Origin of the sequence: Pseudomonas sp. Pseusp16 (genome assembly GCF_047324915.1) — a bacterium.
GTDB classification, from domain to species: Bacteria; Pseudomonadota; Gammaproteobacteria; order Pseudomonadales; family Pseudomonadaceae; genus Aquipseudomonas; species Aquipseudomonas fluorescens_CD.
The window spans coordinates 788,908-815,140 of sequence record NZ_CP168522.1 but is presented as its reverse complement, the minus strand read 5'-3'; the positions used below and the strand labels follow the sequence as shown (position 1 = coordinate 815,140).

23 protein-coding genes and 1 pseudogene are annotated in these 26,233 nt (G+C 60.2%); 13 read left to right on the top strand and 11 right to left on the bottom strand.

Annotation, left to right across the window (positions count from 1 at the left end; all coding sequences use genetic code 11):
- Positions 1-8: 8 nt before the first annotated feature.
- Together ACEN8Q_RS03545 and ACEN8Q_RS03540 are read right to left on the bottom strand one after the other, a co-directional pair.
- Positions 9-419 (bottom strand): RidA family protein, encoded by a 411-nt coding sequence (locus tag ACEN8Q_RS03545; protein WP_003201555.1) that lies wholly within the window; start codon positions 417-419, stop codon positions 9-11.
- The gene (locus ACEN8Q_RS03540) at positions 419-1,780 is read right to left on the bottom strand and encodes a flavin-containing monooxygenase (RefSeq protein ID WP_413704523.1); all 1,362 of its coding nucleotides are present in this window, start codon (positions 1,778-1,780) and stop codon (positions 419-421) included. The genes ACEN8Q_RS03545 and ACEN8Q_RS03540 overlap by 1 nt, the downstream gene beginning before the upstream one ends.
- A gap of 277 nt (positions 1,781-2,057) precedes the next feature.
- Here ACEN8Q_RS03540 and ACEN8Q_RS03535 point away from each other — a divergent pair, with 277 nt between their 5' ends.
- From ACEN8Q_RS03535 to ACEN8Q_RS03500, 8 genes are all read left to right on the top strand, one after another.
- A complete protein-coding gene (locus ACEN8Q_RS03535; protein WP_413428362.1) occupies positions 2,058-3,434 on the top strand; it encodes a pyridoxal-phosphate dependent enzyme in 1,377 nt (458 codons plus the stop codon).
- On the top strand, positions 3,431-4,609 hold the full coding sequence (locus ACEN8Q_RS03530) for a trans-sulfuration enzyme family protein (RefSeq protein ID WP_413428361.1): 1,179 nt from the start codon (positions 3,431-3,433) through the stop codon (positions 4,607-4,609). Before ACEN8Q_RS03535 ends, ACEN8Q_RS03530 begins: the two co-directional genes overlap by 4 nt.
- 309 nt (positions 4,610-4,918) lie before the next feature.
- Complete coding sequence (locus tag ACEN8Q_RS03525) at positions 4,919-5,770, top strand: putative selenate ABC transporter substrate-binding protein (RefSeq protein ID WP_413704522.1); 852 nt, start codon at positions 4,919-4,921, stop codon at positions 5,768-5,770.
- Positions 5,767-6,564, top strand: coding sequence for a phosphonate ABC transporter ATP-binding protein (locus tag ACEN8Q_RS03520; RefSeq protein WP_413704521.1), 798 nt, complete (start codon positions 5,767-5,769; stop codon positions 6,562-6,564). Before ACEN8Q_RS03525 ends, ACEN8Q_RS03520 begins: the two co-directional genes overlap by 4 nt.
- Complete coding sequence (locus ACEN8Q_RS03515; RefSeq protein ID WP_057396660.1) at positions 6,558-7,385, top strand: PhnE/PtxC family ABC transporter permease; 828 nt, start codon at positions 6,558-6,560, stop codon at positions 7,383-7,385. Before ACEN8Q_RS03520 ends, ACEN8Q_RS03515 begins: the two co-directional genes overlap by 7 nt.
- The gene (gene phnE / locus ACEN8Q_RS03510) at positions 7,382-8,149 is read left to right on the top strand and encodes a phosphonate ABC transporter, permease protein PhnE (RefSeq protein WP_413704520.1); all 768 of its coding nucleotides are present in this window, start codon (positions 7,382-7,384) and stop codon (positions 8,147-8,149) included. Before ACEN8Q_RS03515 ends, phnE begins: the two co-directional genes overlap by 4 nt.
- A 310-nt stretch (positions 8,150-8,459) precedes the next feature.
- Complete coding sequence (locus ACEN8Q_RS03505) at positions 8,460-10,121, top strand: ATP-dependent nuclease (RefSeq protein ID WP_413704519.1); 1,662 nt, start codon at positions 8,460-8,462, stop codon at positions 10,119-10,121.
- Positions 10,114-11,271 (top strand): UvrD-helicase domain-containing protein, encoded by a 1,158-nt coding sequence (locus tag ACEN8Q_RS03500; protein WP_413704518.1) that lies wholly within the window; start codon positions 10,114-10,116, stop codon positions 11,269-11,271. The genes ACEN8Q_RS03505 and ACEN8Q_RS03500 overlap by 8 nt, the downstream gene beginning before the upstream one ends.
- A gap of 269 nt (positions 11,272-11,540) precedes the next feature.
- Here the strand turns inward: ACEN8Q_RS03500 and ACEN8Q_RS03495 are convergent, their stop codons facing one another.
- Together ACEN8Q_RS03495 and ACEN8Q_RS03490 are read right to left on the bottom strand one after the other, a co-directional pair.
- Entirely contained in the window at positions 11,541-12,002 is a 462-nt protein-coding gene (locus tag ACEN8Q_RS03495; protein ID WP_413704517.1) for a hypothetical protein, read from the bottom strand.
- Between the two features lie 484 nt (positions 12,003-12,486).
- Positions 12,487-13,707: a hypothetical protein gene (locus tag ACEN8Q_RS03490; protein WP_413704516.1), complete on the bottom strand. Its 1,221-nt coding sequence runs from the start codon at positions 13,705-13,707 to the stop codon at positions 12,487-12,489.
- Positions 13,708-14,359: 652 nt separating this feature from the next.
- Here ACEN8Q_RS03490 and ACEN8Q_RS03485 point away from each other — a divergent pair.
- Both ACEN8Q_RS03485 and ACEN8Q_RS03480 read left to right on the top strand, forming a co-directional pair.
- Positions 14,360-14,656, top strand: coding sequence for a DUF6124 family protein (locus ACEN8Q_RS03485; protein ID WP_413704515.1), 297 nt, complete (start codon positions 14,360-14,362; stop codon positions 14,654-14,656).
- A gap of 263 nt (positions 14,657-14,919) precedes the next feature.
- Positions 14,920-15,678, top strand: coding sequence for a hypothetical protein (locus ACEN8Q_RS03480; RefSeq protein WP_413704514.1), 759 nt, complete (start codon positions 14,920-14,922; stop codon positions 15,676-15,678).
- A gap of 82 nt (positions 15,679-15,760) precedes the next feature.
- Here the strand turns inward: ACEN8Q_RS03480 and ACEN8Q_RS03475 are convergent, their stop codons facing one another.
- Positions 15,761-16,777, bottom strand: a complete 1,017-nt coding sequence (locus tag ACEN8Q_RS03475; RefSeq protein WP_413704513.1) for a succinylglutamate desuccinylase/aspartoacylase family protein — start codon at positions 16,775-16,777, stop codon at positions 15,761-15,763.
- 171 nt (positions 16,778-16,948) lie between these two features.
- Between ACEN8Q_RS03475 and ACEN8Q_RS03470 the strand changes: the two are divergent.
- Positions 16,949-17,434 (top strand): annotated as a pseudogene (locus ACEN8Q_RS03470) (TetR family transcriptional regulator C-terminal domain-containing protein); the annotation flags it as partial.
- Here ACEN8Q_RS03470 and ACEN8Q_RS03465 read toward each other — a convergent pair.
- The 6 genes from ACEN8Q_RS03465 to ACEN8Q_RS03440 form a co-directional block, all read right to left on the bottom strand.
- Positions 17,390-18,394 carry a DMT family transporter gene (locus ACEN8Q_RS03465; RefSeq protein ID WP_413704512.1) on the bottom strand — a complete coding sequence of 335 codons (1,005 nt, stop codon included), beginning with the start codon at positions 18,392-18,394 and terminating at the stop codon, positions 17,390-17,392. The pseudogene ACEN8Q_RS03470 and the gene ACEN8Q_RS03465 overlap by 45 nt on opposite strands.
- A complete protein-coding gene (locus ACEN8Q_RS03460) occupies positions 18,394-19,092 on the bottom strand; it encodes an ABC transporter permease (protein ID WP_413704511.1) in 699 nt (232 codons plus the stop codon). Before ACEN8Q_RS03460 ends, ACEN8Q_RS03465 begins: the two co-directional genes overlap by 1 nt.
- Positions 19,093-19,110: 18 nt before the next feature.
- Positions 19,111-19,824 (bottom strand): ABC transporter permease, encoded by a 714-nt coding sequence (locus ACEN8Q_RS03455; protein WP_413704510.1) that lies wholly within the window; start codon positions 19,822-19,824, stop codon positions 19,111-19,113.
- Between the two features lie 150 nt (positions 19,825-19,974).
- Complete coding sequence (locus ACEN8Q_RS03450; RefSeq protein ID WP_413428187.1) at positions 19,975-20,757, bottom strand: transporter substrate-binding domain-containing protein; 783 nt, start codon at positions 20,755-20,757, stop codon at positions 19,975-19,977.
- A gap of 27 nt (positions 20,758-20,784) precedes the next feature.
- Complete coding sequence (locus ACEN8Q_RS03445; RefSeq protein ID WP_413428186.1) at positions 20,785-22,788, bottom strand: aminotransferase class I/II-fold pyridoxal phosphate-dependent enzyme; 2,004 nt, start codon at positions 22,786-22,788, stop codon at positions 20,785-20,787.
- A gap of 157 nt (positions 22,789-22,945) precedes the next feature.
- Positions 22,946-24,394, bottom strand: coding sequence for an MFS transporter (locus ACEN8Q_RS03440; RefSeq protein WP_413428185.1), 1,449 nt, complete (start codon positions 24,392-24,394; stop codon positions 22,946-22,948).
- A gap of 166 nt (positions 24,395-24,560) precedes the next feature.
- Here ACEN8Q_RS03440 and ACEN8Q_RS03435 point away from each other — a divergent pair, with 166 nt between their 5' ends.
- Together ACEN8Q_RS03435 and ACEN8Q_RS03430 are read left to right on the top strand one after the other, a co-directional pair.
- Positions 24,561-25,445: a LysR family transcriptional regulator gene (locus ACEN8Q_RS03435; RefSeq protein WP_413704509.1), complete on the top strand. Its 885-nt coding sequence runs from the start codon at positions 24,561-24,563 to the stop codon at positions 25,443-25,445.
- Positions 25,446-25,676: 231 nt separating this feature from the next.
- On the top strand, positions 25,677-26,096 hold the full coding sequence (locus ACEN8Q_RS03430) for an organic hydroperoxide resistance protein (RefSeq protein WP_413704508.1): 420 nt from the start codon (positions 25,677-25,679) through the stop codon (positions 26,094-26,096).
- Positions 26,097-26,233 lie beyond the last annotated feature (137 nt).

The window sequence follows — 26,233 nt, the reverse complement described above, 5'->3', positions numbered from 1 at the left end:
CGAATTCCTTATTCAGGGATGACAGCGATCACATCGATTTCCATCAGCCACTGCGGCTGGCCGAGGGCGCTGACCACCAGGCCCGTGGAAATCGGGAACACACCCTTGAGCCACTTGCCGACTTCCTGGTACACCGGCTCGCGATAGCGCGGGTCGATCAGGTAAGTGGTGGTCTTGACGATGTGGCTCAGGTCGCTGCCGGCCTCTTCGAGCAGTTGCTTGACGTTGCGCATGGCCTGTTCGGCCTGGGCGCGCGGATCACCGAGGCCCACCAGTTGGCCGTTGAAATCGGTGCCGACCTGGCCACGGACATACACGGTGTTGCCGGCGCGCACGGCCTGGCACAGGTCGTTGTCGAGCGTCTGGTTCGGGTAGGTGTCTTTGGTGTTGAACATGCGGATGCGGGTATGAGTAGGCATTAACGAACTCCCATGAGGCTGGCTTTTTGAAGAGATGCACGGGCGGCGTCGGCTTGACGCTGGCTCGCATCCCGATAGTTGAAATAGGTGTGCTGTTTAACGATGTGGTCGGCGATGTGCTTGGCGTCGTGCCAAACGCCCCAGATGAACGCGGAGCCACGACGGGACTGCCAAGGCAAACCGACGAAATACACGCCGGGCTCGGCCGACACCCCGCGCTGATGCTGCGGTTTGCCGTTTTCCTTGAAGGCATCGACCTTCAGCCAGCTGTAATCGGTGGAGTAACCGGTGGCCCAGATGATCGTGGTCACGCCTGCCTTGAGCAGATCCAGTTCCAGGATCGGGTTGGTCACGCAGTCCGGATCGGCCAGCATGGCGCGGGCTTCGGGTTCCAGCGGCAGGTCCAGGCCGTTGCGTTCGATATAGGCGTCGGCCTTGTCGAGCAGCGCGAGGTAGTTTTCATCGCCGCGCCGGATGTTGTCGGCGAGGTTATTTTCAAAGCTCACCACCGCGCCGTTGAACGCTTGGGTCAGGCCGACCAGGGTCATGCCCTGATGGGCCAGCCGGCGGAAGTCCACGGTGTGGCCGCCACGGGCACCGCTCACGGCGATGGTCACGTGCTCCTTGCCCGGTTGCATGGCCTCGGCATCCCACTCGCCGAGTACCCCCAGCCACCAGCAGAAATCGCGGTTGCGATAGGCACGCGGCGGACGATCGTGGGCGCCGACCGACAGGTAGACCTGTTTGCCGGAGCGTTGCAGCTCATCGGCGATCTGCACGCCCGACGAACCGGCGCCCACCACCAATACGGCGCCTTCGGCCAGTTGCTGCGGGTTGTAGTATTGGGCGGAGTGAATCTGGCTGATACCAGCGATTTGCGGAGCAATCGGCGGAATGGCCGGACGCTGGAACGGGCCGGTGGCGACCACCACGTGGCGGGCCTCGATCACGCCATCAGAGGTTTCAACGGTGAAACCCGGACGATCGGCATTACGCTCTACTTTCTTCACGTCAACGCCCGTGCGGATCGGTGCATTGAACTTGCGGGCATAAGCTTCGAAGTACTGAGCCACCTGCTCTTTTCCGGCGAAGGCATCCGGGTCCAGGCCGTCGAATTCCAGGCCCGGAAAGCGGTCGTGCCAGGCAGGACCGTTGGCCACCAGCGAATCCCAGCGGCCGGTGCGCCAGGCTTCGGCGATACGGTTGCGCTCCAGCACGAGGTGGGGCACACCCAGCTTGCTCAGGTGTTCACTCATGGCCACGCCGGCCTGGCCGGCGCCAACAACAAGCGTATCAATTTCGGTTTTATCAACTGTCATGGCTGTGCACTTCTGAAAGGTGGTTTGATTCAGGTCGGTCATGGCTGCCGCCTCGATTCTGATCACTGTTGTTCTTCTGCTGCGGCTATCGGTGTCAGGGTGTTGGCCGCATTCTGTTCGGAGCCGGGAAATAGCGAAATTATGTTTTTTGTGGTCGCTGGCGAGGAAAAAGCGTCGAGGCAACCGGCTGGCTACATGAGGTTGCGGCGGGCCCGATCCCGGCCTATGGTCCTAGCGATGCAATGCCTGCGATCGATGCCTGATGGCACATCGCAGGCCACTGTCCACCCAGTGCGTATTTGCGCAAGGAAGTGACGACATGCCTGACAACTCCCGCCCTGCCGTGCTCGAACTGATCGGCAATACACCCCTGGTACGGGTCAGCCGGTTCGATACCGGCCCGTGCACGCTGTTTCTCAAACTCGAATCGCAGAACCCCGGCGGTTCGATCAAGGACCGTATCGGTCTGGCGATGATCGATGCCGCCGAACGCGATGGCCGCCTCAGGCCCGGCGGTACGATCGTCGAAGCCACTGCCGGCAACACTGGCCTGGGCCTGGCCCTGGTCGGCCGCGCCAAGGGTTACCGGGTGGTGCTGGTGGTACCGGACAAAATGTCCACCGAGAAGGTCTTGCACCTCAAGGCCATGGGTGCCGAGGTGCACATCACCCGCTCAGATGTCGGCAAGGGCCATCCCGAGTACTACCAGGATGTCGCCGCGCGGCTGGCCGCGGATATTCCCGATGCGTTCTTCGCCGACCAATTCAACAACCCGGCCAACCCGCTGGCCCACGAATACAGCACCGCGCCGGAGATCTGGGCGCAGACCCAGCATGATCTGGACGCCATCGTCGTCGGCGTCGGTTCCGCCGGGACCCTGACCGGGCTGACACGCTTTTTCCAACGCGTGCAGCCGGACCTGGAAATGGTCCTGGCCGACCCGGTCGGTTCGGTGATGGCCGAGTACAGCCGCAGCGGCACCCTCGGCACCCCCGGTTCGTGGGCGGTGGAAGGCATAGGCGAGGACTTCATTCCGTCTATTGCCGACCTGTCCAGCGTGCGCCACGCCTATTCGATCAGCGATGAAGAAAGCTTCGACCATGCCCGCCAACTGCTGCGCGCCGAAGGCATTCTCGGCGGTTCCTCGACCGGCACCCTGCTGGCCGCCGCACTGCGTTACTGCCGCGAACAGACCACGCCGAAACGGGTGGTGAGCTTCGTCTGCGACACCGGTACGCGTTACCTGTCGAAGATCTACAACGACCAGTGGATGAACGATCAGGGCCTGCTGCAACGCAAGCAATACGGTGACTTGCGCGACCTGATCGCGCGGCGCTTCGAGGACGGCCGGGTGATCAGCGTCGGCCCCGACGACACCCTGCTCACCGCCTTCCAGCGAATGCGCCTGGCGGATGTGTCGCAACTGCCGGTGCTGGTGAACGGCAAGCAACTGGTGGGCGTGATCGACGAGTCCGACATCCTGCTGGGGGTGCATGAAGACGTTGCGCACTTCCGTAAAGCCGTGGCCAGCGCCATGACCGACAAGCTGCAAACCCTGTCCCCCGACGCCACGCTGGCTGATCTGGAGGCAGAGCTGGGCCGTGGGCTGGTGGCGATCATTCAGGATGCCTCGGGATTCCACGGCCTGATTACCCGAACCGACATGCTCAACCACCTGCGGAGATCCCTGCCATGAGTCAGCACGATGAAAACGCCCCGCCGCGCGGCTTCGCCACCCGCGTGATCCATGCCGGGCAAACGCCGGACCCGTCGACCGGGGCGTTGATGCCGCCGATCTATGCCAACTCCACCTACCTGCAGCAGAGCCCCGGGGTGCACAAAGGCCTCGACTACGGGCGTTCGCACAACCCGACGCGCTGGGCGCTGGAACGCTGCGTGGCCGACCTGGAAGGCGGCACCCGGGCCTTTGCGTTCGCCTCGGGCCTGGCGACCATTTCCACGGTGCTGGAACTGCTCGACGCCGGCTCGCACATCGTCTCCGGCAACGACCTTTACGGCGGCACCTTCCGCCTGTTCGACAAGGTGCGCCAGCGCAGTGCCGGGCACCGCTTCAGCTTCGTCGACCTGACCGACCTGGCGGCGTTCGAGGCGTCCCTGCAGGACGACACCCGGATGGTCATGGTCGAGACCCCGAGCAATCCGCTTTTGCGCCTCACCGACCTGGCCGCCATCGCCCGCACCTGCCGCGCGCGCGGCATCATCTGCGTGGCCGACAACACCTTTGCCAGCCCGTGGATCCAGCGCCCGCTGGAACTGGGTTTCGACATCGTGCTGCACTCGACCACCAAATACCTGAACGGCCACTCCGACGTGATCGGCGGCATCGCCGTGGTCGGGCAGAACGCCGAACTGGCCGAGCGCCTGGGCTTCCTGCAAAACGCCGTCGGCGCCATCGCCGGCCCGTTCGATGCGTTCCTCACCCTGCGCGGCGTAAAGACCCTGGCATTGCGCATGGAGCGTCATTGCAGTAACGCGCTGGACCTGGCGCAGTGGCTGGAACGCCAACCGCAAGTCTCACGGGTTTACTACCCCGGCCTGCCGTCACACCCACAGCACGAACTGGCGCAACGGCAAATGCGCGGTTTCGGCGGGATGATTTCCCTCGATATCAAGAGCGACCTGGCGGGCACCAAACGCTTCCTCGAGAGCGTGAAGATCTTCGCCCTGGCCGAGAGCCTGGGCGGCGTGGAAAGCCTGATCGAACACCCGGCGATCATGACCCACGCCACCATCCCCGCCGACACCCGCGCGGAACTGGGGATTGGCGACGGGTTGGTGCGGTTGTCGGTGGGCGTCGAGGATGTCGAGGACTTGCGGGCCGATCTGGCGCAGGCGTTGGCAAGGATGTAAATCACCTGAATGGTGGCACACCGTAAACGCTGTACCTGTACCTGTACCTGTACCCGTACCCGTACCTGTACCCGTACCTGTAGGAGCGAGCTTGCTCGCGATGGACTCAAGAACGCCGCGCTTAGTCAGTAAACACGCGGCATCGTTAACGACCATCGCGAGCGAGCTCGCTCCTACAGGTTTTGCTGGTCTGGCAAGCAAGAGTCCCTATAATCGCGGCGTTTTCGTCTACCCTCACGAAGCGTCGTGCAGCAATCAGCTTGTGCGGGGCGCATCGACATTTTTCCGCTATTGAACCGGAGAACTTCCATGCTCAAACGTACCCTGGCATTGGCCGTCGGCCTGACCCTATCCTTTTCCGCCCTGCTGGCACAGGCTGCCGACACCCTCAAGGTCAGCGCCATTCCTGACGAAGCCCCGACCGAATTGCTGCGAAAGTTCAAGCCACTGGGCGAATATCTAGAGCAGCAGCTGGGCATGAAAGTCGAGTTCGTGCCGGTTTCCGACTACCCGGCGGTGGTCGAGGCCCTGGCCACTGACCGCATCGACATGGCCTGGCTGGGTGGCTTCACGTTCGTGCAGGCGCGACTGAAAACCGGCAATGCCATTCCACTGGTACAGCGTGAGCAGGATGCCCAGTTCACCAGCAAATTCATCACCGCCGACCCGGCCGTCAAGTCGCTGGCCGACCTCAAGGGCAAGTCGTTTGCCTTCGGTTCGGTGTCTTCCACTTCCGGCAGTCTGATGCCGCGCTATTTCATGCTGCAGGACGGCATCAAGCCGGAAACCTACTTCAGCCGCGTTGGCTACTCCGGCGCCCACGACGCCACGGTCGCCTGGGTTCAGGCAGGCAAGGTGGACGCCGGCGTACTCAATGCCAGCGTCTGGGAAAAACTGGTCAAGGCCGGCAAGGTCGACACCGACAAGGTCAAGGTCTTCGCCACCACGCCGGCCTACTTCGATTACAACTGGACCGTGCGCGGTACCCTCGACCCGGCCCTCGCCAACAAGATCAAGGTAGCCTTGCTCGCGCTCGACCCGGCCAACCCGGAGCAAAAAGCCATTCTGGACCTGCAGGCCGCCAGCCGCTTCATCGAGACCAAGCCTGAGAACTACAAGGGCATCGAGGAAGCCGCGCGCGCTGCCGACCTGCTGAAATGACATTGCATCTGAACCGGGTCAGCCTCACCCACGGCAATGGCGTGCGTGCGCTGCATGAGGTCGACCTGCACATCGCTGCCGGTGAGCAGGTCGCCATCATCGGGCCGTCCGGTGCCGGCAAGTCGAGCCTGCTCAACCTGCTGGCGACCGCCCTGCGCCCCGGCAGCGGCACGGTCGAGGTGCTCGGCGAGCACGCCTGGCAGCTCGGCGCCCGCCAGCGCCAGCGCTTGCGCGCACGCATCGGCCTGGTCCATCAGGCGCCGCCACTGCCACCGCGGCAACGGGTGGTCACGGCGGTGCTGGCCGGAAAGCTGGGGCAATGGGGGTTCGCCAAAAGCCTGTTGAGCCTGCTGCATCCGGTGGATGTTCCAGGCGCGCGGGCGGCACTGCTCAAGCTGGACCTCAGTGACAAGCTGTTCGCCCAGTGCCAGCAATTGTCCGGTGGCCAACTGCAGCGCGTGGGCATTGCCCGCGTGCTGTACCAGGCCCCCGAAGTGCTGCTGGCCGATGAGCCGGTGTCGGCGATGGACCCCGTACTGGCCGGGCACACCCTGTCGATCCTCTGCCGCCACGCACGGGAACACAAGGTGACACTGGTCGCCAGCCTGCATGCCGTGGATCTGGCCCTGACGCACTTCTCGCGCATCATCGGCCTGCGCGACGGCCAGGTCCTGTTCGACCTGCCCGCCAGCGACGTCGACCACGCGCTGCTCGACAAGCTCTACGCCAACGAGCAACTGCAATCGCCGCCCGTCCCGGTGGTGCCCTTGAGTGTGCAGATTCCCCGATGCTGACGCGTGATATGCGAGACCCGGCCACCCTGCCCCGTCTGTTGCTCAGTCTGTTGGCGCTTGCCCTGCTGTGGCCCGGCATCCACTTCAGCGAACTGGACCTGGGTGTGCTGCTCAAGGCCGACAGCCAGAGTGAGATGGGCCGTTTTGTTTCAGCCTTCTGGCCACCCGCCCATGGCGAAGAATTCCTCCAGTTGCTGTGGCAAGCCACGCTGCAGACACTGGCCATCGCCACCGCCGGCATGGCCCTGGCCTTGCTGCTGGCCGTGCCCGCCAGCCTGCTGGCCAGCCGGGCGCTGTCGCTGTCGGCCGCCTCGCGCAGCGGTCGCCCGAGCGCCTTGGGCCGGCTGTTGCGCTGGCCGGTGCGCGGGCTGCTGATTTTCCTGCGCAGCGTGCCGGAAATCGTCTGGGCCCTGTTGTTCGTGCGCGCCGTCGGACTTGGCCCGACGGCCGGGGTGCTGGCCATTGCCATCACCTACAGCGGCATGCTGGGCAAGGTCTACGCGGAAATCTTCGAGTCGGTCGACCAGCGCCCCGTCCACTCATTGTTGCAAGCCGGCAGTGGCCGGCTGGCGGCCTTCTGCTACGGCATCCTGCCCAATGTCGGGGCGGAATTGCTGTCGTACACGGTGTATCGCTGGGAATGTGCGATCCGCGCGTCCGTGGTGATGGGGTTCGTCGGCGCCGGCGGGCTGGGCCAGCAGATCGACTTGTCGTTGCGCATGTTCGCCGGCGGTGAAGTGGCGAGCATGTTGCTGACCTTTCTCCTGTTGGTGCTCTTCGCCGATCAGATCAGCCGCCTGTTGCGCTGGAGGTTCGCATGAATCGCCTGGTCAACCTGCTGCTGATCCTGGGCATCGGCGCAGCGGTCTTCGCTTCGTTCAGCTACCTGGGTATCGATCTCGGCGAGCTGACCGGCAGTGGCAACCTGAAGCAAATGGGCGCCTACGTGCTGCGATTTCTCAGCCCGGACCTGAGCGCTGGCCATCTGCAAGCCATCGGCCGTGGCGCCGTGGAAACCATGGCCATGTCTGCCCTTGGCACCCTGCTCGCCGCCGTGTTCGGAATGCTCCTGGCACTGCCGGCGGCCGGACGTTTCGGTTGGCCGTTGCAGAGCGCATCGCGCCTTGTGCTCAACGCCCTTCGTGCCATTCCCGAACTGGTGTGGGCCGCACTGATGGTGCTGGCCGCCGGACTCGGCCCGAACGCCGGCACCCTGGCGCTGGCCATGCACACCACCGGCGTACTCGGCCGTCTGTTCGCCGAAGCCCTGGAAAACACCCCACCGCAACCGGCCGAAGCCATCCGCTTGCAGGGCGGCAATGTCGTCTGGGCCTTCTGCTACGGCACCCTGCCCAACCTGTTTCCACAGCTGCTCGCGTACATCCTGTACCGCTGGGAAAACAACATCCGCATGGCCAGCGTGCTCGGTTTTGTCGGTGCCGGCGGTTTGGGGCAGATGCTGTATGTCAGCCTCAGTTTGTTCCAGGAGGCGCAGGCCAGTACGGTGATTTTGGCGATGTTGGTGCTGGTGTTTGCGGTTGATGGGTTGAGTAGTTGGAGTCGGCAGCGGTGGGTTAAGGTGTGATGGGGAGTTGCATGGGCTTGCTGACCTGATTGCGTTTGTGCTGGGCAGGCATTTGCATGGAGTTGACTGCCGTGTTTTATGGCTATGATCGGCAGAAAACGGCCCATTGCGACCCGTCAGAGCGTCTAAAAATCCAGGAGCGATTCACCTCTGATGACGCAACCAGCCATTCACATCTCAGCCAAAGGCTTCATGCACTGGCCAGCGCCGCTTCGTTTCTGCGCTGGACAAGGTATGTATCGCACGATAGCGTTTCGTCACGACTGGCCTTGCCCCACTTGGTCGCTGCCACCTCAGAGGGAATTGAAAAGTGCTCGTAGAATCGCTTCGTTTGCTTAATTTCAAAAAATTCAAAGATCAAACTTTTGAGTTCAACGAGGATGTAAATATCTTCGTTGGTGATAACAACGCTGGCAAAAGCACAATCCTTGAAGCCTTGGAAATCGTGCTCAATTTCCAGTATCGCGGCCGACCGTTCAGCAATGAGTTTTCCCCCGACCTATTCAACAGCGACGCAGTCGCTGCTTTCCTAGCCTCCCCGAAGGCCCCTGCAGACTTGCCAGTCCTCGTGATTGAGGCATATATGAAAAACGTGCCTGATTACCGAGGCACGAACAACAGCCTACTGAAAGATGCTCAGGGGGTTCAGGTCAAAGCAAGCTTCGATCCAGATTTCACAGATGCCTACCGGGACTACATGGCCGCCGGAGCTCCGATAACCAGCATCCCAGTGGAGTTCTACAAAGTAGAATGGATGGATTTTGCTTGGAACGTCATCAAACCGATGACCAAACAATTCCGGGCGCTCTACATCGACCCGACTCGCATCCATCCCACCTTCGGCAAGAATCAGTACATCTCGAATGTCCTGAGTACAGCACTCAAGAAGGACGAAGAGTACCGCCTGAGCCTCAACTACCGTGAGACCCTACAGACCTTCAACGGTACTGATGAGGTGAAAACAGTCAACAAGGACTTGGATTCTGATAACAAAATCACTGACAAAAAACTGACCATTGCCGCTAACACGATGCCGGCCGGCGCTCTCCAGAATGGTTTGCAGCTTGAGGTGGATGCCGTGCCTTTCCACATGATTGGAAAGGGTGAACAGAGCAAGGTGCAGATCAAATTAGCCCTCCACAACAAGTCGAAAGACATTGACCTTGTGATGATGGAAGAACCAGAAAATCACCTGTCCCACATCGAACTGAGCAGGCTTGTACAAGATATCGAAGATCAGCGAGACGGCAAGCAACTGTTCCTCACTACCCACAGTTCGTATGTGCTGAATAAGTTGAGCATTGACAAGATCTGCTTGCTCCATGATTCATATCAGCGACTGCACCTCTTAGACAAAGAGGTGGTGAAGACGCTGAAACGGCTACCAGGCTACGATACTCTGCGTGTCGCTCTGTCCAAGAAGGTAGTGTTGGTAGAAGGGCCATCTGATGAGTTGGTTCTCAAGAAAATTTATAAGGATAACAACAAGGGGCGCCTGCCTGAGCAGGATGGGATCGACATAATCGTAGTGCGCGGTGTGGGCTTCAAGACGTTCATCGAGATCGGCAAAGAGATAGGCACTGCAGTGAACGTTCTGCGAGACAATGATGGTGATTATGCTAACAACGTTGTTGAAGCACAAAAGGAGTACGCGGCGTACCCGAACATCAAGCTGATCTCATCGACGAACAATAGTGAGTTTTCGTTGGAGCCGGCCATGATCTCGGCAAATGCTATATCGGAAAAAGAGCTGGTGGCGTTTGCGAAAATCGTACTTTCGACCAAGACATACAATCTGCTAGTCGCGGAGCCGACATTCGATGACAAGCGTGCTTTTATCGTTGAATGGTTTAAGAGCGCGGATGGCGATGGCAAGGGGAAGAAGAAGGTCGATTCGGCCATCAAGTTGTTTGAGACTAGCGAGCCATTTAAGTACCCCGCTTTCCTCGGTGAGGTGCTGAACTTTGTCTAACACACTGTGCATAGCCGGTGCGGGGTCAGGCAAGACCCACAAGATCATTACCGAGTCTATCGCGGAGATCAACCGCGGGGGCAAGGTACTGGTGGTGACTTATACCACGAGCAACCAGCAGGAACTGCGGCACCGATTTTTGGCTGCTTTTGGTCAACACAGTAATCGGTTCGTAGTGAAAGGCCTGTTCTCGTTCTACCTAGAAGACATGGTAAGGCCGTATCAGCAAGTTCTGTTTGCGCAGCGGATCGACGGAATATTCTTCAACGAACGCAATCCTCATCTGAAGCCGGGATCAACCTACATGTTTCCCGGGCGCAAAGAGCAGTTGGATGACAAGAGCTACAATCCAAGCCACTTCCTGACTCAGTGCAAGACGAAGGCCCACACAGGCTTCCTGGCGAAGCTGGCGACCCGGATCATGAAGGCCTCGAAGAATGCTGCAGCGGTTCGTCTCGGCAATATCTATAGCCAAGTGTACTTCGATGAGGTTCAAGATTTGGTTGGATGGGATTACGAGGTGCTCAAGGCTCTGAACAAGGCAATGAAGTCACCCATTACTTGCGTGGGAGACTTCAGGCAGACTGTGTATGAGACAACTTTTGGCCACAAGGCGCCTCAAACGGCTGCAGAGAAGATTGCAGCGTTCAAGTCCATGGGTTTCAAAGAAGAGGCGCTCGTGCTCAATTGGCGGTGCATCCAAGCAATCTGTACGATCGCCGATGCGGTGCATAAGGGCGCCTATAAGGCGACTGAGTCAGCCGTTCATGATGTCCCGCCTGAGTTCACCCACCACCTTGGCGCTTTCATCGTCAAGCAATCAGACGTCACCGATTACATCGCGGCATACGACCCTATGGTACTGCGCTGGAACGTGGCGTCTGGGACAAAGTTTCTTCCTGCACAAGCTCGCTGCTACAACTTTGGCGGCAGCAAAGGATTGGGTTTTGATCGCGTGCTAATTCTGCCGGCGGACAGCCAGATGCATTTCGTCTTGGATGGCATGACTCCTTTTCCTGAGGATGCCGAAACGGCCCAGAACAAGATGTATGTCGCTATCACGCGGGCGAGGTACAGCCTGGGGTTCATCGTGCCGGACAAGAAAGTGGAGGGCTTACGTTTCCCGGTTTGGACGAAACCCCTCGCTTGACTGGAGCTGCTCGTTGCTGCGCTGTGATGAGGAGCCCCAAAGCATTGGGGGAGTCCTTGAGAGTGAGTCGCCTCTGGTGTTGTAGCAACATCGACAGGCTGCTTTTGGCCGCTCTCTGCCGGTCATGGTTACAAATCCTGCTGGTCAAATCCGATGCAACCGGTAGTCAAATGCAGTGCAATTTCGCACCTGACGACCAACCCAACACTACCCACGCAAAAACCCCTTCCTGCGCATCAACGCAGGAAGGGGTTTTTGTTTGCGGCCGATCAGTCTTTAGCCTGGCTCAACTTGGTGAACAACTCGGTCGGTACTTTCTTGCCATTGGTGACGTACTGGTTGGTGCGGAACTTGTACACCTCACCCTCGGACAGGAAACCGTCGCCGTTGGTGTCCATCGCCTTGAACTCCTCGCCCCCCTTTGGCGCTACCGCCAGCAGTTCCTTGAGCGACACGCGGCCGTCATGGTCGGCGTCGGTGCGTGCAAAGGACGCATCGCCGCACTTGCCTTCACCGCACTTGCCCTCGGCCTGGGTCTTTTGCGCGCTGGCTTCGCTGGCGCCGCACTTGCCTTCGCCACATTTGCCTTCGCTGGTCTTTTCCGCAGAGGCCAGTTGATAGCCTTGAGGCAAGGCTTCAGCGGAAAACGCGGTGGACGCGAAGTTGATACCGCCGACGAGTGCAACGGCGAGCAGGCCAATACGGGTTTTGTTCGACTGGATACGAGACATGTTGATACTCCGGATCAATGGCGTGGCTGGACCACTATTGGTCGTACCACAAGGGTTAATGAACCTGGTTGCGAGGTGCGTTGGGCATCTCGCTCTGGCAGGTCTATTTGGCCCCCGTGGTGTATCCCGGCTGTATCCGTGAAGAGTGGGTTTTGTATGGCTGTATGACGATTCCGCGTCTTGATACACAGAGATACGCGAAAGGCGGATTTCGGTGGGTCAGAGGTGTTTTTGCGCGCAGGGGTTGTGGGATGTTGAGCGTAAAAAAAATCTGGACAGGAACGTGGAATCAACACAGCTAGATTTCGGTCGCGAATAGAATCTTTTGGCTAGAAAGCATTGCAGCTTCACGAGACCGAAAATCGACATGCAGGTGGGCTGTGCCCAACTGCATGCGGCTACGTACTCGCCTACCATGCGCATCAAGCCCATGCGGACAGACAGCAGCGAGTCAGAGTTTGATTGAACTTCTACCGATTAGAAATCATTCAGCTGTAACCATTTCAAATAGAAACTGGTCAGCGGGCTTCCCGAATCCCTGTAACGGGGAGGAAAGCTCTACAAGAAGTGATTTGCTTTGGGTCGAGAAGAATTCACTCGCGATATCGTCCAAGTCGCCGCCCGCAGCTTGAACATGCAAATCTATTAGTGATCGACGGGTCGACAGCAGGATGATCGGTCCTCTGCCATCGCGAGAGTGGACTTCAAGCGTCCACTTCCCTTTCGCCTGACTGTTGAGCTTATTGCACAACGCCTCCAGGTAATTCCGAACCTCTTCCTTGATTACCTCATAGAACCACAAGCCAATACCGACGGAGAGGTCCGGAATTCCCTCGGTGACAGGCTTAAGGTACTCGTAAATTTTTCCGGCTACTGTGCCACTCCACAATATGAGTTGGGCATCGTGACATTTGTAGCCGCCATTGGTTAACGTCAAACCACAAAAAGCTGGCGAGATGAAGTCTCCACCACTCCCGCCTCGAGGAACCCGAAGTTGCTCCAGACTCGCCCCCTGAAACTCAATTCTAAGGCAGTTATCCGCAATTCTACCCAGCCCTGTGAGCCCTTCCGTGAGTCTTTGATAGGCTGGGTAAGCGGTAATATCTGCCAGATCGATACGTGTTCCGTTCATACCGTTGTCTCCAAGAAATCTGGTCAATTGTTGAGTGAGGTAATCCAATGCAGAAATACTGATGGACGAATTGTGGTCCGTAAAAACACGCAAATACTTCTCTACGGCACGCCAGTACACAGTCTGATGAGCCCAGTCTGCGGGAGGCAGAGTTGAGTGTGTAATTAGAACAAGGCCGCCATATTTCTCTTTCCGATCTCCCCAGTAGGACTGGTACAGGGTCAGTTGATCGGCTTCCCCCAGTTCGTCTTGGTACTGGGTGAATCCAGCTGCAATCTTGCTTTCGATAATCAGGAAAAAATCAGAGCATCGCCCGATCAGGTCCGGACGTTTCCCTTCCGCCCTGTGGCCTGGGCCTATGACGTGTTGGGTTTCCCAGACAATCGCATTGAGATTGCTCATTTCTCCGAGTTGGGTCGGTGTCAGTTTGAAAAGGCCGGTCAATACCTCCCCAATTCGGCCAGAAAGCGTGACTTGGCGTAGCCACTCGGCAAAGAGTTCCGTGAGAAAATCCTCAAAAGGAGTCCGGACATCGCTCTGTCGGAAGGCGAACAAACGGTCGAAAAAGCTCATACCTATCCTTGGCAGGTGGGGGCAAACGGGGATTCTGGCACAGTTAGACGTGTTTAAAGTGGCCAAATGCCGCTACTGCCTGAGAATATTTAACCAAGTTGATCGCCCCCAAAATAAAAACCGATTTCCAGGAGCGAAATCAGATTGTGCGCAGAGTGTCCGCATCTGATCGAGAGCTGGCTGCTGCGAGAACAATCGTAGGCCACTAACCCGACGGCGGAAACCTCAAACCATACGTCAGATGCCTCCTCGAATTTCATAATTCACCTCGCGTAGACCGTGCCCACAGAATTGCCCGAGAGCGCGCGTTTAAAAAGGTTGTAGGTTATTTCCTGAAAGCCACAACACCTTGCGTCGTTGCCTACGGTTACGCCAGAATCCGCCGGCTTGTGCGCCCTGCCCCTGGTCTCTATCGTCTCCGCGTCGTTGCCCATTCAGCGACCAGGCTTGGAACCCTGATGAATAAACGGTGCATGGCGCCCTTCATAACAATGCTTGCATGCTTTGAGCGTGTACTCCGTTATGGCGGCTGTGCGTGGGAGACCTTCGGGTCTGCCGGGTTCCGTTTACCCCGGGTTCCAACCTGCGTACAGCTGCCACCCTTCGCTTGGAACCGAATGGTGCAGCTCTAACTCGTAGACGGAGAGTTGCCATGTTCAAAGTCACCCCCAACCCGCCGGACACCGATCCGACATCCCCATCGACTGCCGACATCAAAGCCACACCGCGCACGCCTGGCTCCCTGTTTACCGTCGATCCCAAGGTCGATACCGAAACCCTGATGGTGTATCTGGTCGAGACGTTGGCCTCGGTCGATGTGATGGTGCACCAGTTGGTCGATCATCTGGACGGCGGATCGCGTAATGCCCTGCTGGGGATTTCCAACAGTGTGATGTTGGCGGAGATCACGGCGAACCGGGTGCTGGATCAGATTGATCCGCCTGAGTAGATGCCGTCTGCTGTGACGAGTGATGTTGTTCGCGTTGGGCTGTGCGGCCACCTTTTTTTGGACCGCTGCGCGGCCCATCGCGAGCAAGCTCGCTCCCACAGGGATTTGGGTGGTCCGGTAAAAAAGGGCTGGGCCGATGACTAGATAGTGGCAACATGCCACAATTGACGCCTGCCTTGGCATCCCAGGGATTTCTACTGCAATAGCCCGCCGCTCCTCAAGGACGGCTGATCCGGCTACAAAACAAGGAGTTGGCACCGTTGATGCCTCAGCAGGATTTACTCGCACCCGTTACTCGCACGCAAAAAATCACTTCGCTGATCACCCGTGGCATGGCAGGTCTCGGTGTTGTGCTGAGTGGCTTATGGGCGTTGATCACTTATGCCGTACCGGACCCAAGCGTGTTCGGCTTCAGCTTCATCAGCTGGAAAAGCGTGGTGTTGGTGGTCAGTACATTCCTGCTGCTGAGCGCCATTTCCATTGGCTGGCAGATCCGTAATTTCACACCTGTGATCAGAGGAGTGCTGCAGTTTTGCATGGTGATAGGCCTGTCTTTTGGCTTCTTCATCCTGGGCACCGAATACGCCAAACCGTCGTTCGAGTTTGCCAAGGTTCAATCCAAAATGGTCGAAAACGAAGGCAACAACCTGCTCGGAAAACGCATGGAGGTTCTGGACAACGTCCGCTTTGAGCTGCTGGGCTGCGAGAATATCGGGCGATTGCCAACCTGCACCTTCGAACTCACCAACCTCAATGTGGACCGCATCTTTCGATTCGAAGATGGCACACGGATGTTCGACGAGTCTGGTGGCCCGCTCAAACCGGAGTCGATTCGAGTCGGCCAAGTCGAGGACTACTATTACAGACAGTTTCAGCTGGTTCGCAACGTACCGACACGGGTGACGTTGCTGTTTCAGCAAAGCAACAGCAAGTTGAGCAAAACCCCAGCGATCAAACTGAGTTTTCAGGATAAAAACAGTGAGTATCTAATGCTCAAGTTCACCGACGTCGCCATGCACTAAGTAACAGGGTAAAGCGGCTGCTCATGAAGCCTTCTGACTCAGCAGCCGCAACTACATATCTTCAGGCCTGAAGCTCAAACCCTCAATTCGGATCAAGCAACCCGCCACTCCAGTTGCGCGACACCCGGCTGCCGGTGAATTTCGCCACGCCCATGCCCTGGGATATCAGGCGGTCGCGATAGCGCGTCACCAGCCGTCCCGCCTGCTCGGCGTGCAGCACCACTTCGGAGGATGGATCGCCCGGGGTCCTGAGGATCCGCGCAAAGCGCTGGCCTTCCTCTACGAAATCCCCCAGCTCTTTTTCGAAGATCAGCACGCCGGGTTGCGGGGCGATGATGGTTTCCATGTGGCCCATTTCCACCGCCTCGACAGGCCAGTCGGCAGGCGCCACTGACTCATCGATGACGCCGCAACCGCACAGCCAGTTGTACAGCCCTTCGGCATCCGATTGTGCGAAACGGTCGCTGACATCGCCCTGCCCGCGCAGCTCCAGGGTTGACGCCATGCGCTGCCCGGTGACGCCTTCGCGCAGCCACGGGGCGATGATGGTTTCTTCGAAGGAGCCATCGCCGCCGTCATCCCAGATGATCGCCACGTCCATCTTCATTGCCGCCGCCAGTTCACGGCCACGGGGCCAGAAACTGCGGTGCACGTAAAGGTATGGCAAGGCCTCGTCATCGGTGTGCAGGTCGAGCATCACATCCGCCGGGGCGGCCAGTTGCACGAGTTTTTTCTGCCATTGCTGGACGCAGGTCGAAGGTCGCTCCATGGCCGCCGACTGGTCGAACGCGCGATTGAAGTTATGCCCGGTGGCGTCATGGAAGCGCCCGAGAATCCGCCCCTGGCGAAACTGTCCGATGCCCAGCGGATTGGCCTGCGGCACCACGGTGATGTTGCCCTTGAGCCGGCCTTGGGTCTCGGCGACCTGAAGCCGTTGCATCAGCAGGTGCAGGACCAGCATCCCGGCGATTTCATCGGCGTGCACGCCGGCCTGCAGGTGCACGTTCGGCCCGCTGCCATCGCCTGCGTAACGCCAGGCGCCGACCTGCACGGCATCGCCGTTGTTGTTGCAAACGCTGAATGAAAGATCCTGCGGCATTGGCTTTCCCTCCCGTCATGAACGTTGAAAAACGTTGTATCGCTGCTGTCGAGGCTGGTGATTGAACAGACGTTCAACTAAGCTCGGCAACGTGGAACCTCACCCAAGGACAGCCTCGTGACAGCCGACGCCCCGAAAAACCGCCGCGCCGAACCCGATGACCGCCGCGAAATGCTGGTGGCTGCCACCCTGCGTTGCCTGGGCCGCGACGGTCACGCCGGGATCTCCGTGCGCCGCATTGCCACCGAGGCCGGGGTGTCCGTGGGTTTGCTCAACCATCACTTCGGCAGCATCGAGGCCCTGATCGCTGAAACCTACCAGCGGCTCGCGAGCGAACTGACCGCTGCCCTGCTGCTGGAAATCGAGCAGGCCGAAACACCTGCGCAGAAGATCGATGCCTTCCTGGTCGGCTCGTTCTCGCCCAGGGTCATGGACCCGAAACTGCTCGGCGTGTGGGTGGTGTTCTGGAGCCTGATCCGCCACTCCGATCACGTCAGCCAGTCCCACGAAAAAAGCTACCGCGCCTACCTTGACCTGATCCGCCAGTTGCTCGACGGGCTGGCGGCCAGCGAAGGCTTCGTGATTCACGACACCCGCCTGGCGGCCATCGGCTTATCGGCGATGCTCGACGGTCTCTGGCTCGAGTGGTGCCTCAACCCCGAGACCTTCAGCGCCGCCAACGGGCTCCATATCTGCCGTTGCTGGATAAAGGGGCTGCGTCACGGAGCATTCGGCACCGACGACGTCCTGTGACGAGTGCCGGCCGAAGATCATCGCCAGGGTGCCGCTGACCGCGATCAGCCCGGCACCGATCATTAGCGACGTATCCATCAGCGTGCCCCAGACCAGGCTCGACAGCGCAAACGCCCAGATCAGCCCGGTGTATTCGAACGGCGCGAGCAAGGTCGCGGTGGCGCGGCGGAAACTGGCGAACAACAGGAACTGGCCGATACCGCCCACCAGGCCGGCGCCGAGCATGCCCAGCCAGGCGGGCGTCGGCGATGGTGTGTGGGTCCACGGCAACGCGACCGTCATGCAAATCACGAACACCACGTTGGTGATCAGCATCTGCTCCAGCACTGACGTCTGCTCATCCACCTGGCGCAACTGGATGTAGGTGAACGCCCAGCACATCGCCGCCAGCAGGGTCAGGACGATCGGCAACGGGTCGGTCATGTTGTCGGGGCGACAGGCAATGACCACCCCGACAAAACCGACGATCAGGCTGAACCACTGCCAGCCGCTGGCGCGCTCCTTGAGAATCACCGCCGCCAGCACCGTGACCATGATCGGCGCGGAAAAATACAGGGTGGTCATCTCGGCCAGGGTCAGGTCCCTGGCCGCCGTGTAGTACAGCACCCAGGCCACGATCGACAGCAAGCCGCGCACCACTAGCAGGCGCCGGCTCGGTGAGTGCCAGGCCTGCTGGATAACGCGCAAACGCCCCGCCAGCAACACTGCCACGACCACCACGGCGGCGCGCCAGAACAGAATGGTGACCACCGAATAGTCGGCCACCAGCCACTTGATGACCGCATCCTGCAGCGACAGGAATGCATAACCCAACGTGCACAGGCCAATGCTCTGCAGCGAGCGGTCAACTCTTGGCGAACTCATCAGGCTGACCTGCGCACGGGCGTCCCACGCCGCTCGGCAAAGGCAAACAGCGCTTCGATCAGGAACGTCAGGCAGACATACACACCGGCCACCAGCAGCAAGGGTTCGTACACCTGCAGGGTTTGTGCGCGGACCACGTTGGCGGCGCCGAGCAGGTCGATCACGGCGATGGTCGAGGCCAGAGCCGTGGACTTGAGCAGCATCACGGTTTCCCCGGCCAGGGTCGGCAGCAACAAGCGCATCGCCCGGGGCAAACGCACCCGCAGCAAGGACTGGCGCGCGGTCATGCCAAACGCCGAGGCCGCTTCCATTTCGCCCTTCGGCACCGCCAGCAGGCCACCGCGAATCACTTCGCCGACATAAGCCCCGACCGACACCACCAGGGCGAACACGATGTACCAGTATCCGTCGCGCAGGTACGGCCAGAGGAAGCTGCCGCGAATCAGCGGGAACTGGGCAAACAGGCTGCCCAGGCCGTAGTAGAAAATGTAGATCTGGATCAGCAACGGTGTCCCGCGGGTCACGCTGGTGTAGAACAGGCTGACCTTGGCGATCACCTTGTTTTTCGAGATCCGCGCCAGCGCCACCAGGATCGCCAACGCAAAACCCAGCACACTGGAAACCAACAGGATCGCGAGGGTGGTTTGCAGCCCCCGGCCCAACAGTGCCGCGTATTCAACTATCCACGCTGGAATCATTTCATTCTCTCTGCCGGTTCAGTCAACAAGAGGCATCCAGCGACGAATGCGTCGCTCCAACCGTCCCGAAAGGTAGTTCGACGCCAGCGTCACCGCGTAATACAACGCGGCAGCCGTGAGGTAGAACAACAGATAGTGGCGCGTCGACCCCGCGCCTTGCTTGGCGGTGTACAGCAGCTCGTTGGTGCCGACCACGCTGATCAGCGCACTGTCCTTGATCAGGTTGATCCACAGGTTGGCCATCCCGGCCATGGCGTAAGGCGCCATGATCGGCAGCGTGACCCGACGGAACAGGCCGAAACCGCTCAGGCCGAACGCCTTGGCCGCTTCGATCTGGCCGAAGGGAATCGCCTGGATCGCCGCGCGGAAAATCTCCGAGGCGTAGGCGCCCTGCACCAGCCCCAGCACCACGATGGCGGCCAGCGGACCGCTGACATTGACCACGCCGTAGCCGAGCCGGGTCATCAACGAATTGAGGAGCATGGAGCCGACGTAGTACAGCAACAGGATCAGCAGCAACTCCGGTACCGCACGGAACAACGTGGTGTAGCCGCGCATCAGCGCCGCAATCGGCTTCGGCGCGCCAAGCTTGAGGCAAGCCACCACCAGCCCGATGGCCAGCCCGAGCACAAAGGCCCCGGCAGAAATCTGCAGGGTCATCCAGAGCCCCTTCAACAGCGCACTGCCCCATCCCTGTTCGGTGAAATTGATCAGATCGAACATTGCCGGCATTTCACTCTCCAATTGGAGGACACGGCCCCCTGTAGGAGCGAGCTTGCTCGCGAAAAACGTCAACGATGACGCGGTCATTCAGAAAAACCGCGGCGCACTTGCGTTCATCGCGAGCAAGCTCGCTCCTACAAGGGGGTTGCGTTCAGTTCATCAGAACGCAGGTTTCACGCTGGTGCCGAAGTAGCTTTGGGAGAGGTCGTCGTAGTCCTTGCTCGCCAGCAATTGCTGGATGGCCTTGTCCAGTTTGGCCTTGAGTTCGGTGTCGTCCTTGCGCAAGCCAGCGCCCACGCCTTTGCCGAAGATCGGGTCATATGGCACGGTGCCGAGGTAGGCCAGGTCCTTGGCATCCGGGGTCTTGACGAACGCGGCCATGGCAGTGCCGTCGGCCATCATCAGGTCGATGCGGCCGGCAATCAGGTCGGCGTTGGCCGAGTCCTGGGTGTCGTAGTACTTAACGTCGGCGATTTTTTCGTAGTAGGTCTTCAGGTAACTGGCGCTCACGGTCGAGTTCTGCACGCCGATGATCTTGCCCTTGAGGTCATCCGGGTACTTCTTCACCGACGACTCTTTCGGGCCGACCACGGCAATCGCCGAATCGTAGTAGGCCTTGCTGAAGGCGATCTGTTTTTCGCGTTCTTCGGTCACCGACATCGAGGAAAAAATCACGTCGATCTTCTTCGCCAGCAGCGACGGAATGATGCCGTCCCACGCCACTTCCTTGATCTCGCAATCGGCTTTCATTTCGCTGCACAGCTTGTGGATCAGGTCGACTTCAAAGCCCTTCCATTCACCGTTGGCCTGCTTCTCTGTGTACGGCGGATAGGGTTCGGCTGCCACCGCGAACCTGATCGGCTGCGCCTGTGCCGCACTCATGCCAGCCAGCAATACGCAGGCCGCACCGGTCAACCAGTTTGCAAAACGTCGATTTCCCATGTTGTTTTCCCGTCTTTTTATGATGAGTTAGCGAGTCTGATGAGCGTTGACGAATTGTCGGCAGCGCTCGCTGCGTGGGTGTACGAACACTTCGTCCGGCGAACCGGTTTCCTCGATCAGCCCTTGATGCAGGAAGGCGACTTTGGAAGAGACATCGCGTGCGAAGGCCATTTCATGAGTCACCAGAATCATGGTCCGGCCTTCTTCGGCGAGGGAGCGGATCACCCGCAGCACTTCCCCGACCAGTTCCGGGTCGAGTGCCGAGGTGGGTTCATCGAACAGCATGACCTTGGGCCGCATGGCCAGGGCCCGGGCGATGGCCACCCGTTGTTGCTGTCCCCCGGAGAGAAACGCCGGGTACTCGTTGCGCTTGGCCGCAAGCCCGACGCGTTCGAGCAGGGCTTCGGCCCGTTCGGTGGCCTCCGCACGGCTTTCACGCAGGACCTGGGTCGGCGCTTCGATGAGGTTTTCCAGCACCGTGCGATGGGGCCAGAGGTTGAAGTTCTGAAACACCATGCCCAGGCTGGAACGGATGCGTACCAGCTGTTTGGCGTCCGACACCAGCGGTGCGCCGGGACGATTCTGGTTGAGGTGAATGCTTTCGCCATCGACCAGGATACGGCCCTGGTCCGGCACTTCGAGCATGTTGATGCAGCGCAGCAAGGTACTTTTGCCCGAGCCGCTGGCACCGATCAGGGAGATCACTTCGCCCTCGCGGGCGGTCAGGGAAACGCCCTTGAGCACTTCGATATTGCCGAAGCGTTTGTGCAGGCGATCGACCTCGATCATGGTCTTGGCCGCTGCCGGTTCGACGGTTGCGGTACTGGTCACCGTGCCGATCACTGGCCTCGGTGCTTCGCCGTTCAGCACCCGGACAAAGTCGCGAATGCGTTGGCATGCCTGGGCCAGTCGCTCTTCACTCAGGGTGAACGAAAGCCTTACAAAACCCTGGGCCGGCTCACCGAATGCCGCCGCATCCAGCACCGAGACACCGGCTTCGCGCAGCAGGCGCCAGGCGAACTCCAGCGACGTCAGGCCGGTAGCACGCACGTCGACCAGCACGAACATGCCGGCATCGGGGTTGAGCACGCTGATGCCCGGGCAATCGGCCAGGCCGGACACCACCAGATCGCGGCGCCGACGATAGATCTCGCGCATGCCGTGGGTGACTTCATCAAAGGCCTGCACGGCCTTGAGCGCCGCTTCCATGACAAACCCGGGCAGGCCGTAGAGCATGCTCAACACCAGGGTTTCGACATGATTGACCAGGGCTTCGTTGGCCACGACCCAGCCGATGCGCCAACCGGTCATGGCATGGGATTTCGACAGGCTGCCGATCACCACGCAGCGCTCGGCCATGCCCGGCAACGCTGCCAGGCTGAGGTGTTCGCGCTCGTAGGCGAGGCTCTCGTAGACCTCGTCGACCACCACCCACAGGTCATGGGCAATGGCGAGGTCGGCGATGGCTTGCAGCTCTTCGCGGTTGAGCACCACGCCAGTGGGGTTGTTCGGGTTGGAGAAGAAAATCGCCCGGGTGCGCGGGGTAATGGCCTTGGCCAACACGGCGGCATCGAGGCGGAAACCCGAGTCCGCCGCACAGGGCACCCGCACCAGCGTGGCGCCGGACGCCTTGAGCGTCGCTTCGTAGGTCACGTACATCGGATCGAAGGCGATCACTTCGTCGCCGGCACCAAGCAGGCACATTGAGGTGGCAAACAACGCGTTCTGCGCACCGGCCGTGAGAATGACGTTGGACGCCTGCAGTTCGCGGTCGGTCAACCGGCTGTAGCGGGCGGCAATGGCCTCGCGCAGGGCCTGGCGGCCGGCGATTTCGGTGTAGTGGGTATCCCCTTCGCGCAAGGCGTGGATGGCGGCGTCGGTAATGAAATCGGGGGTGGGGAAATCCGGGTCGCCGACGCTGAGGATGATCACGTCCTCGCCGTTGCGCTGCGCCGCATTGGCCGCGTAGTGAATATCCCAGGCGGCAACGCCTTGGCCACTGATCCGCTCAACAAAGGGTGAAAACCGCATGCCAGTGCCTCGTTCGAATTGAAGAAACGCAAGCCCGCAACCAGCCGGGGGAAGGTGGCCCCCAACATAGTCGAGACTGAACACTCGTTCAACAGAAAACTCGCGAGGCTTCGCGTTCAGCGCAAACAGGTCGTTTTCACGACAGTCGCGCCGTTTTTCAGCACGAGGTTGCCAGGCGCCGTGACCCCCATTGACTGAGCGTGCCGATGACCAGGGCCACGACAACCAGCGCCGCCGCGACGGCGAACGTGACCCGCATCCCCTGCGCGACCGCTTCCGGTGGTGCCTGCACAATGTTGCTGCTGGCCGTGGCGAAGGCGAACACCGCGCCCATCACGCAAGCGCCGGTGATCAACCCCAGGTTGCGTGACAGACCGAGCAGACCGGAGATCACGCCACGTTGTTCTGGCGCAATGTCCGACAGCACGGCGGTATTGTTCGCCGCCTGGAACAGCGCATAGCCGGCCGTGAGCACCACCAGCGGCGCGAGGTAGCCGAGTACGCCGAGGCTCATCGGCACGGCCGGCAGGATGGCTGCGCCGGCCAACATGGCAATCAACCCGACCGCACTCGAACGCTGCGCGCCCAGTCGGTCGACCAGCCGCCCGCAGGGCACACCGGCTAATGCCGCCACCAGCGGGCCGGCCGACATCACCAGCCCGACACTCACCGCCTTCAAACCCAGCGCACCCGACAGATAGAACGGGCCGACCACAAGGGTGGCCATGACGACCGTGGTCACCAGGGTGCTCATGGCGAACCCTGCGCTCAGCCGCGGGTTGCGCAACATCGTCAGTTTGACCAGCGGCGACGTGGCCGTCTGCTCGACCAACACGAACAGGATCAAGCCGATCACCGCGACCAGCAGCAGCGCGGTATTGAGCGGGCCGAAGCTGCCGTGCCCAAGGGTCATGGCCAGCGTGTAGGCCAGCAGGGTCAGGACCAATACCAGCGTGCCGAGTGCGTCGAAGTCTGGCCGATTGGACGTCATCTCGTGGCGATCCACTGGCAAAAAGCGCCAGGCAAGCCCGAGCGCCAGGACACCCAAGGGTACGTTGAGCAGAAAAATCCCCTGCCATCCCACTTGTGCGATCAGCACGCCGCCAAGTGTCGGCCCCAGGGAAGTGCCGACTGCCGACATCGTGCCGAGCACGCCCATCGCGCTGCCCATTTTTTCCTTGGGCACTGCCGCGCTCACCATTGCCATGGACAACGCCATCATGGTGGCCGCGCCGATGCCCTGTAACGCCCGGGCAGCAATCAACAGCCACAGACCGGGCGCCATTGCGCACAGGATCGAGGCAACGGTAAACAGCGCAATGCCGATCAGCAGCAACCGCCGCCGCCCAATGAGATCGCCGAGCCGGCCAACGCTGACGATCAACACCGTGATGCTCAGCAAGTAGGCGAGCACCACCCACTGCACGGCCTGGAACGACGCTGAAAACGCCTCGGCCAATGCCGGTAGGCCAACGTTGGCAATGCTGGTGCCCAGGGACGACAGCAACATGGATAACGACAGGCTGGCCAAGGCTCCCCGAATCGATATGGACTTCATTCTCTCGCGACTCCGCAAATAGGTTGTCCCAAGCCTAAGCTCGGCCATAACATGGCGGAAGACGCAGCATTTGCAGTTTATTCATGCACGAGACGCCACATAGCGACGAACCCATGTGGGAGCGGGCTTGCTCGCGAAAGCGGTGTGTCAGGCAATACACGTGTCAACTGACACACCGCATTCGCGAGCAAGCCCGCTCCCACAGGTATTTCCGATGCCAGACCTGAATCTGTTAATCACCCTGAACGTTTTGCTGGAGGAAGGCAGCGTGGCCCGGGCGGCGCAGCGTTTGCGCCTGAGCCCGTCGGCCATGAGCCGGGCGCTGGCGCGATTGCGCGAAACCACGGGTGATCCGCTGTTGGTGCGGGCCGGGCGCGGGCTGGTTCCCACGCCTCGGGCGCTGGAGTTGCGTGAACGCGTCGGTGTGCTCGTGCAGGACGCCGAAGCCGTCCTGCGCCCCGCCGAGGCGCTCGATCTCCATCAACTGACCCGCACGTTCACCCTGCGCACCAGCGACGGCTTCGTGGAAAACTTCGGACCGCAGCTCATCGCACGCATCCACCAGGAGGCGCCCGGTGTCCGCTTGAATTTCGTGCAGAAGCTGAACAAGGACAGCACCTTGCTGCGTGACGGCTCGGTGGACCTGGAAACCGGTGTGATCGGCGAATCGACCAGCCCGGAAGTACGCACCCGGATGCTGTTTCGCGATCGGTTCATTGGCGTCGTGCGCAAGGATCACCCACTGACAAAAGGTGCAATGACAGCTGTGCGCTATGCCGACGCCCGTCACATTCTGGTTTCACGCCGGGGTCACGAAAAAGGCGTCATGGACGACGCCTTGAATGAGCTGGGGCTGAAGCGGGACATCGTCACCATCGTTGCCGGTTTCTCTTCCGCGATTGCATTGGCGCGGGCTTCCGACCTGGTCGCCAGCGTACCGGAGCGGCACGCCGGCAACCTGTGCCAGGGGATGCATTGCTTTGCCCTGCCGTTCGCCACGCCACCGATCACGGTTTCGATGCTGTGGCACCCGCGCATGGACGCCGACCCGGCGCATCGCTGGCTGCGCGGGTGCGTGTGGGAGGTTTGCAGTCAATAACGCCACCGGAAAATTCAGTGTGGAACGCCAGGCTTGACCGCCACACCCTCCCCGGTCGAAGGCATTCAAGCGCTTTGTATCGAACTGTATTTCCCCCGGCCACCTTACACAGCGATACAAATCCGCCAGGTTCAGGACATATAGGCAGTACATGGCAATGAAAAAGTGGGGCGCATCGGAAAGCGCAGGTTTTCCGAGCATTCCAGCGACCCACTGACAGGAAAAACCACCATGATCAATGCAATCGAAACCGTGCTGTACACCGGCAAGACCCACACCACCGGCGGCCGCGATGGTCAGGCACGCAGCACCGATGGACGCCTGGACATCAAGCTTTCGCCTCCCGGCTCTTCGGGTGCCGGTACCAATCCTGAGCAACTGCTGGCGGCGGGTTGGTCGGCTTGTTTCATCGGGGCGATGGGCAAGGCGTGCGTCGCGCTGAAAGTGGCCTTGCCGAGCGACGTTGCGGTGGATGCCGAAATCGATCTGGGCAAGTCCGAAAACGCTTTCTTCCTTCAAGCCCGTCTGAATGTCAGCCTGCCGGGCCTGGACCCGACCATCGCACGCAAGGTGGTGGAACTGGCGCATCAGACTTGCCCGTACTCCAAGGCGACGCGCGGCAACATCGACGTCGAAATCAATCTGGTTTGACCGATGCAGAAAAGCCTGGCCTGACGTCTTGATACCGGTCAGGCCAGGCCTCTTGAACACCAAAATTGCTTGTAGGAGCGAGCTCGCTCGCGATGGTCTTGAGAGCGCCGCGTTTAGCCAGTAAGCACGCGTTATCG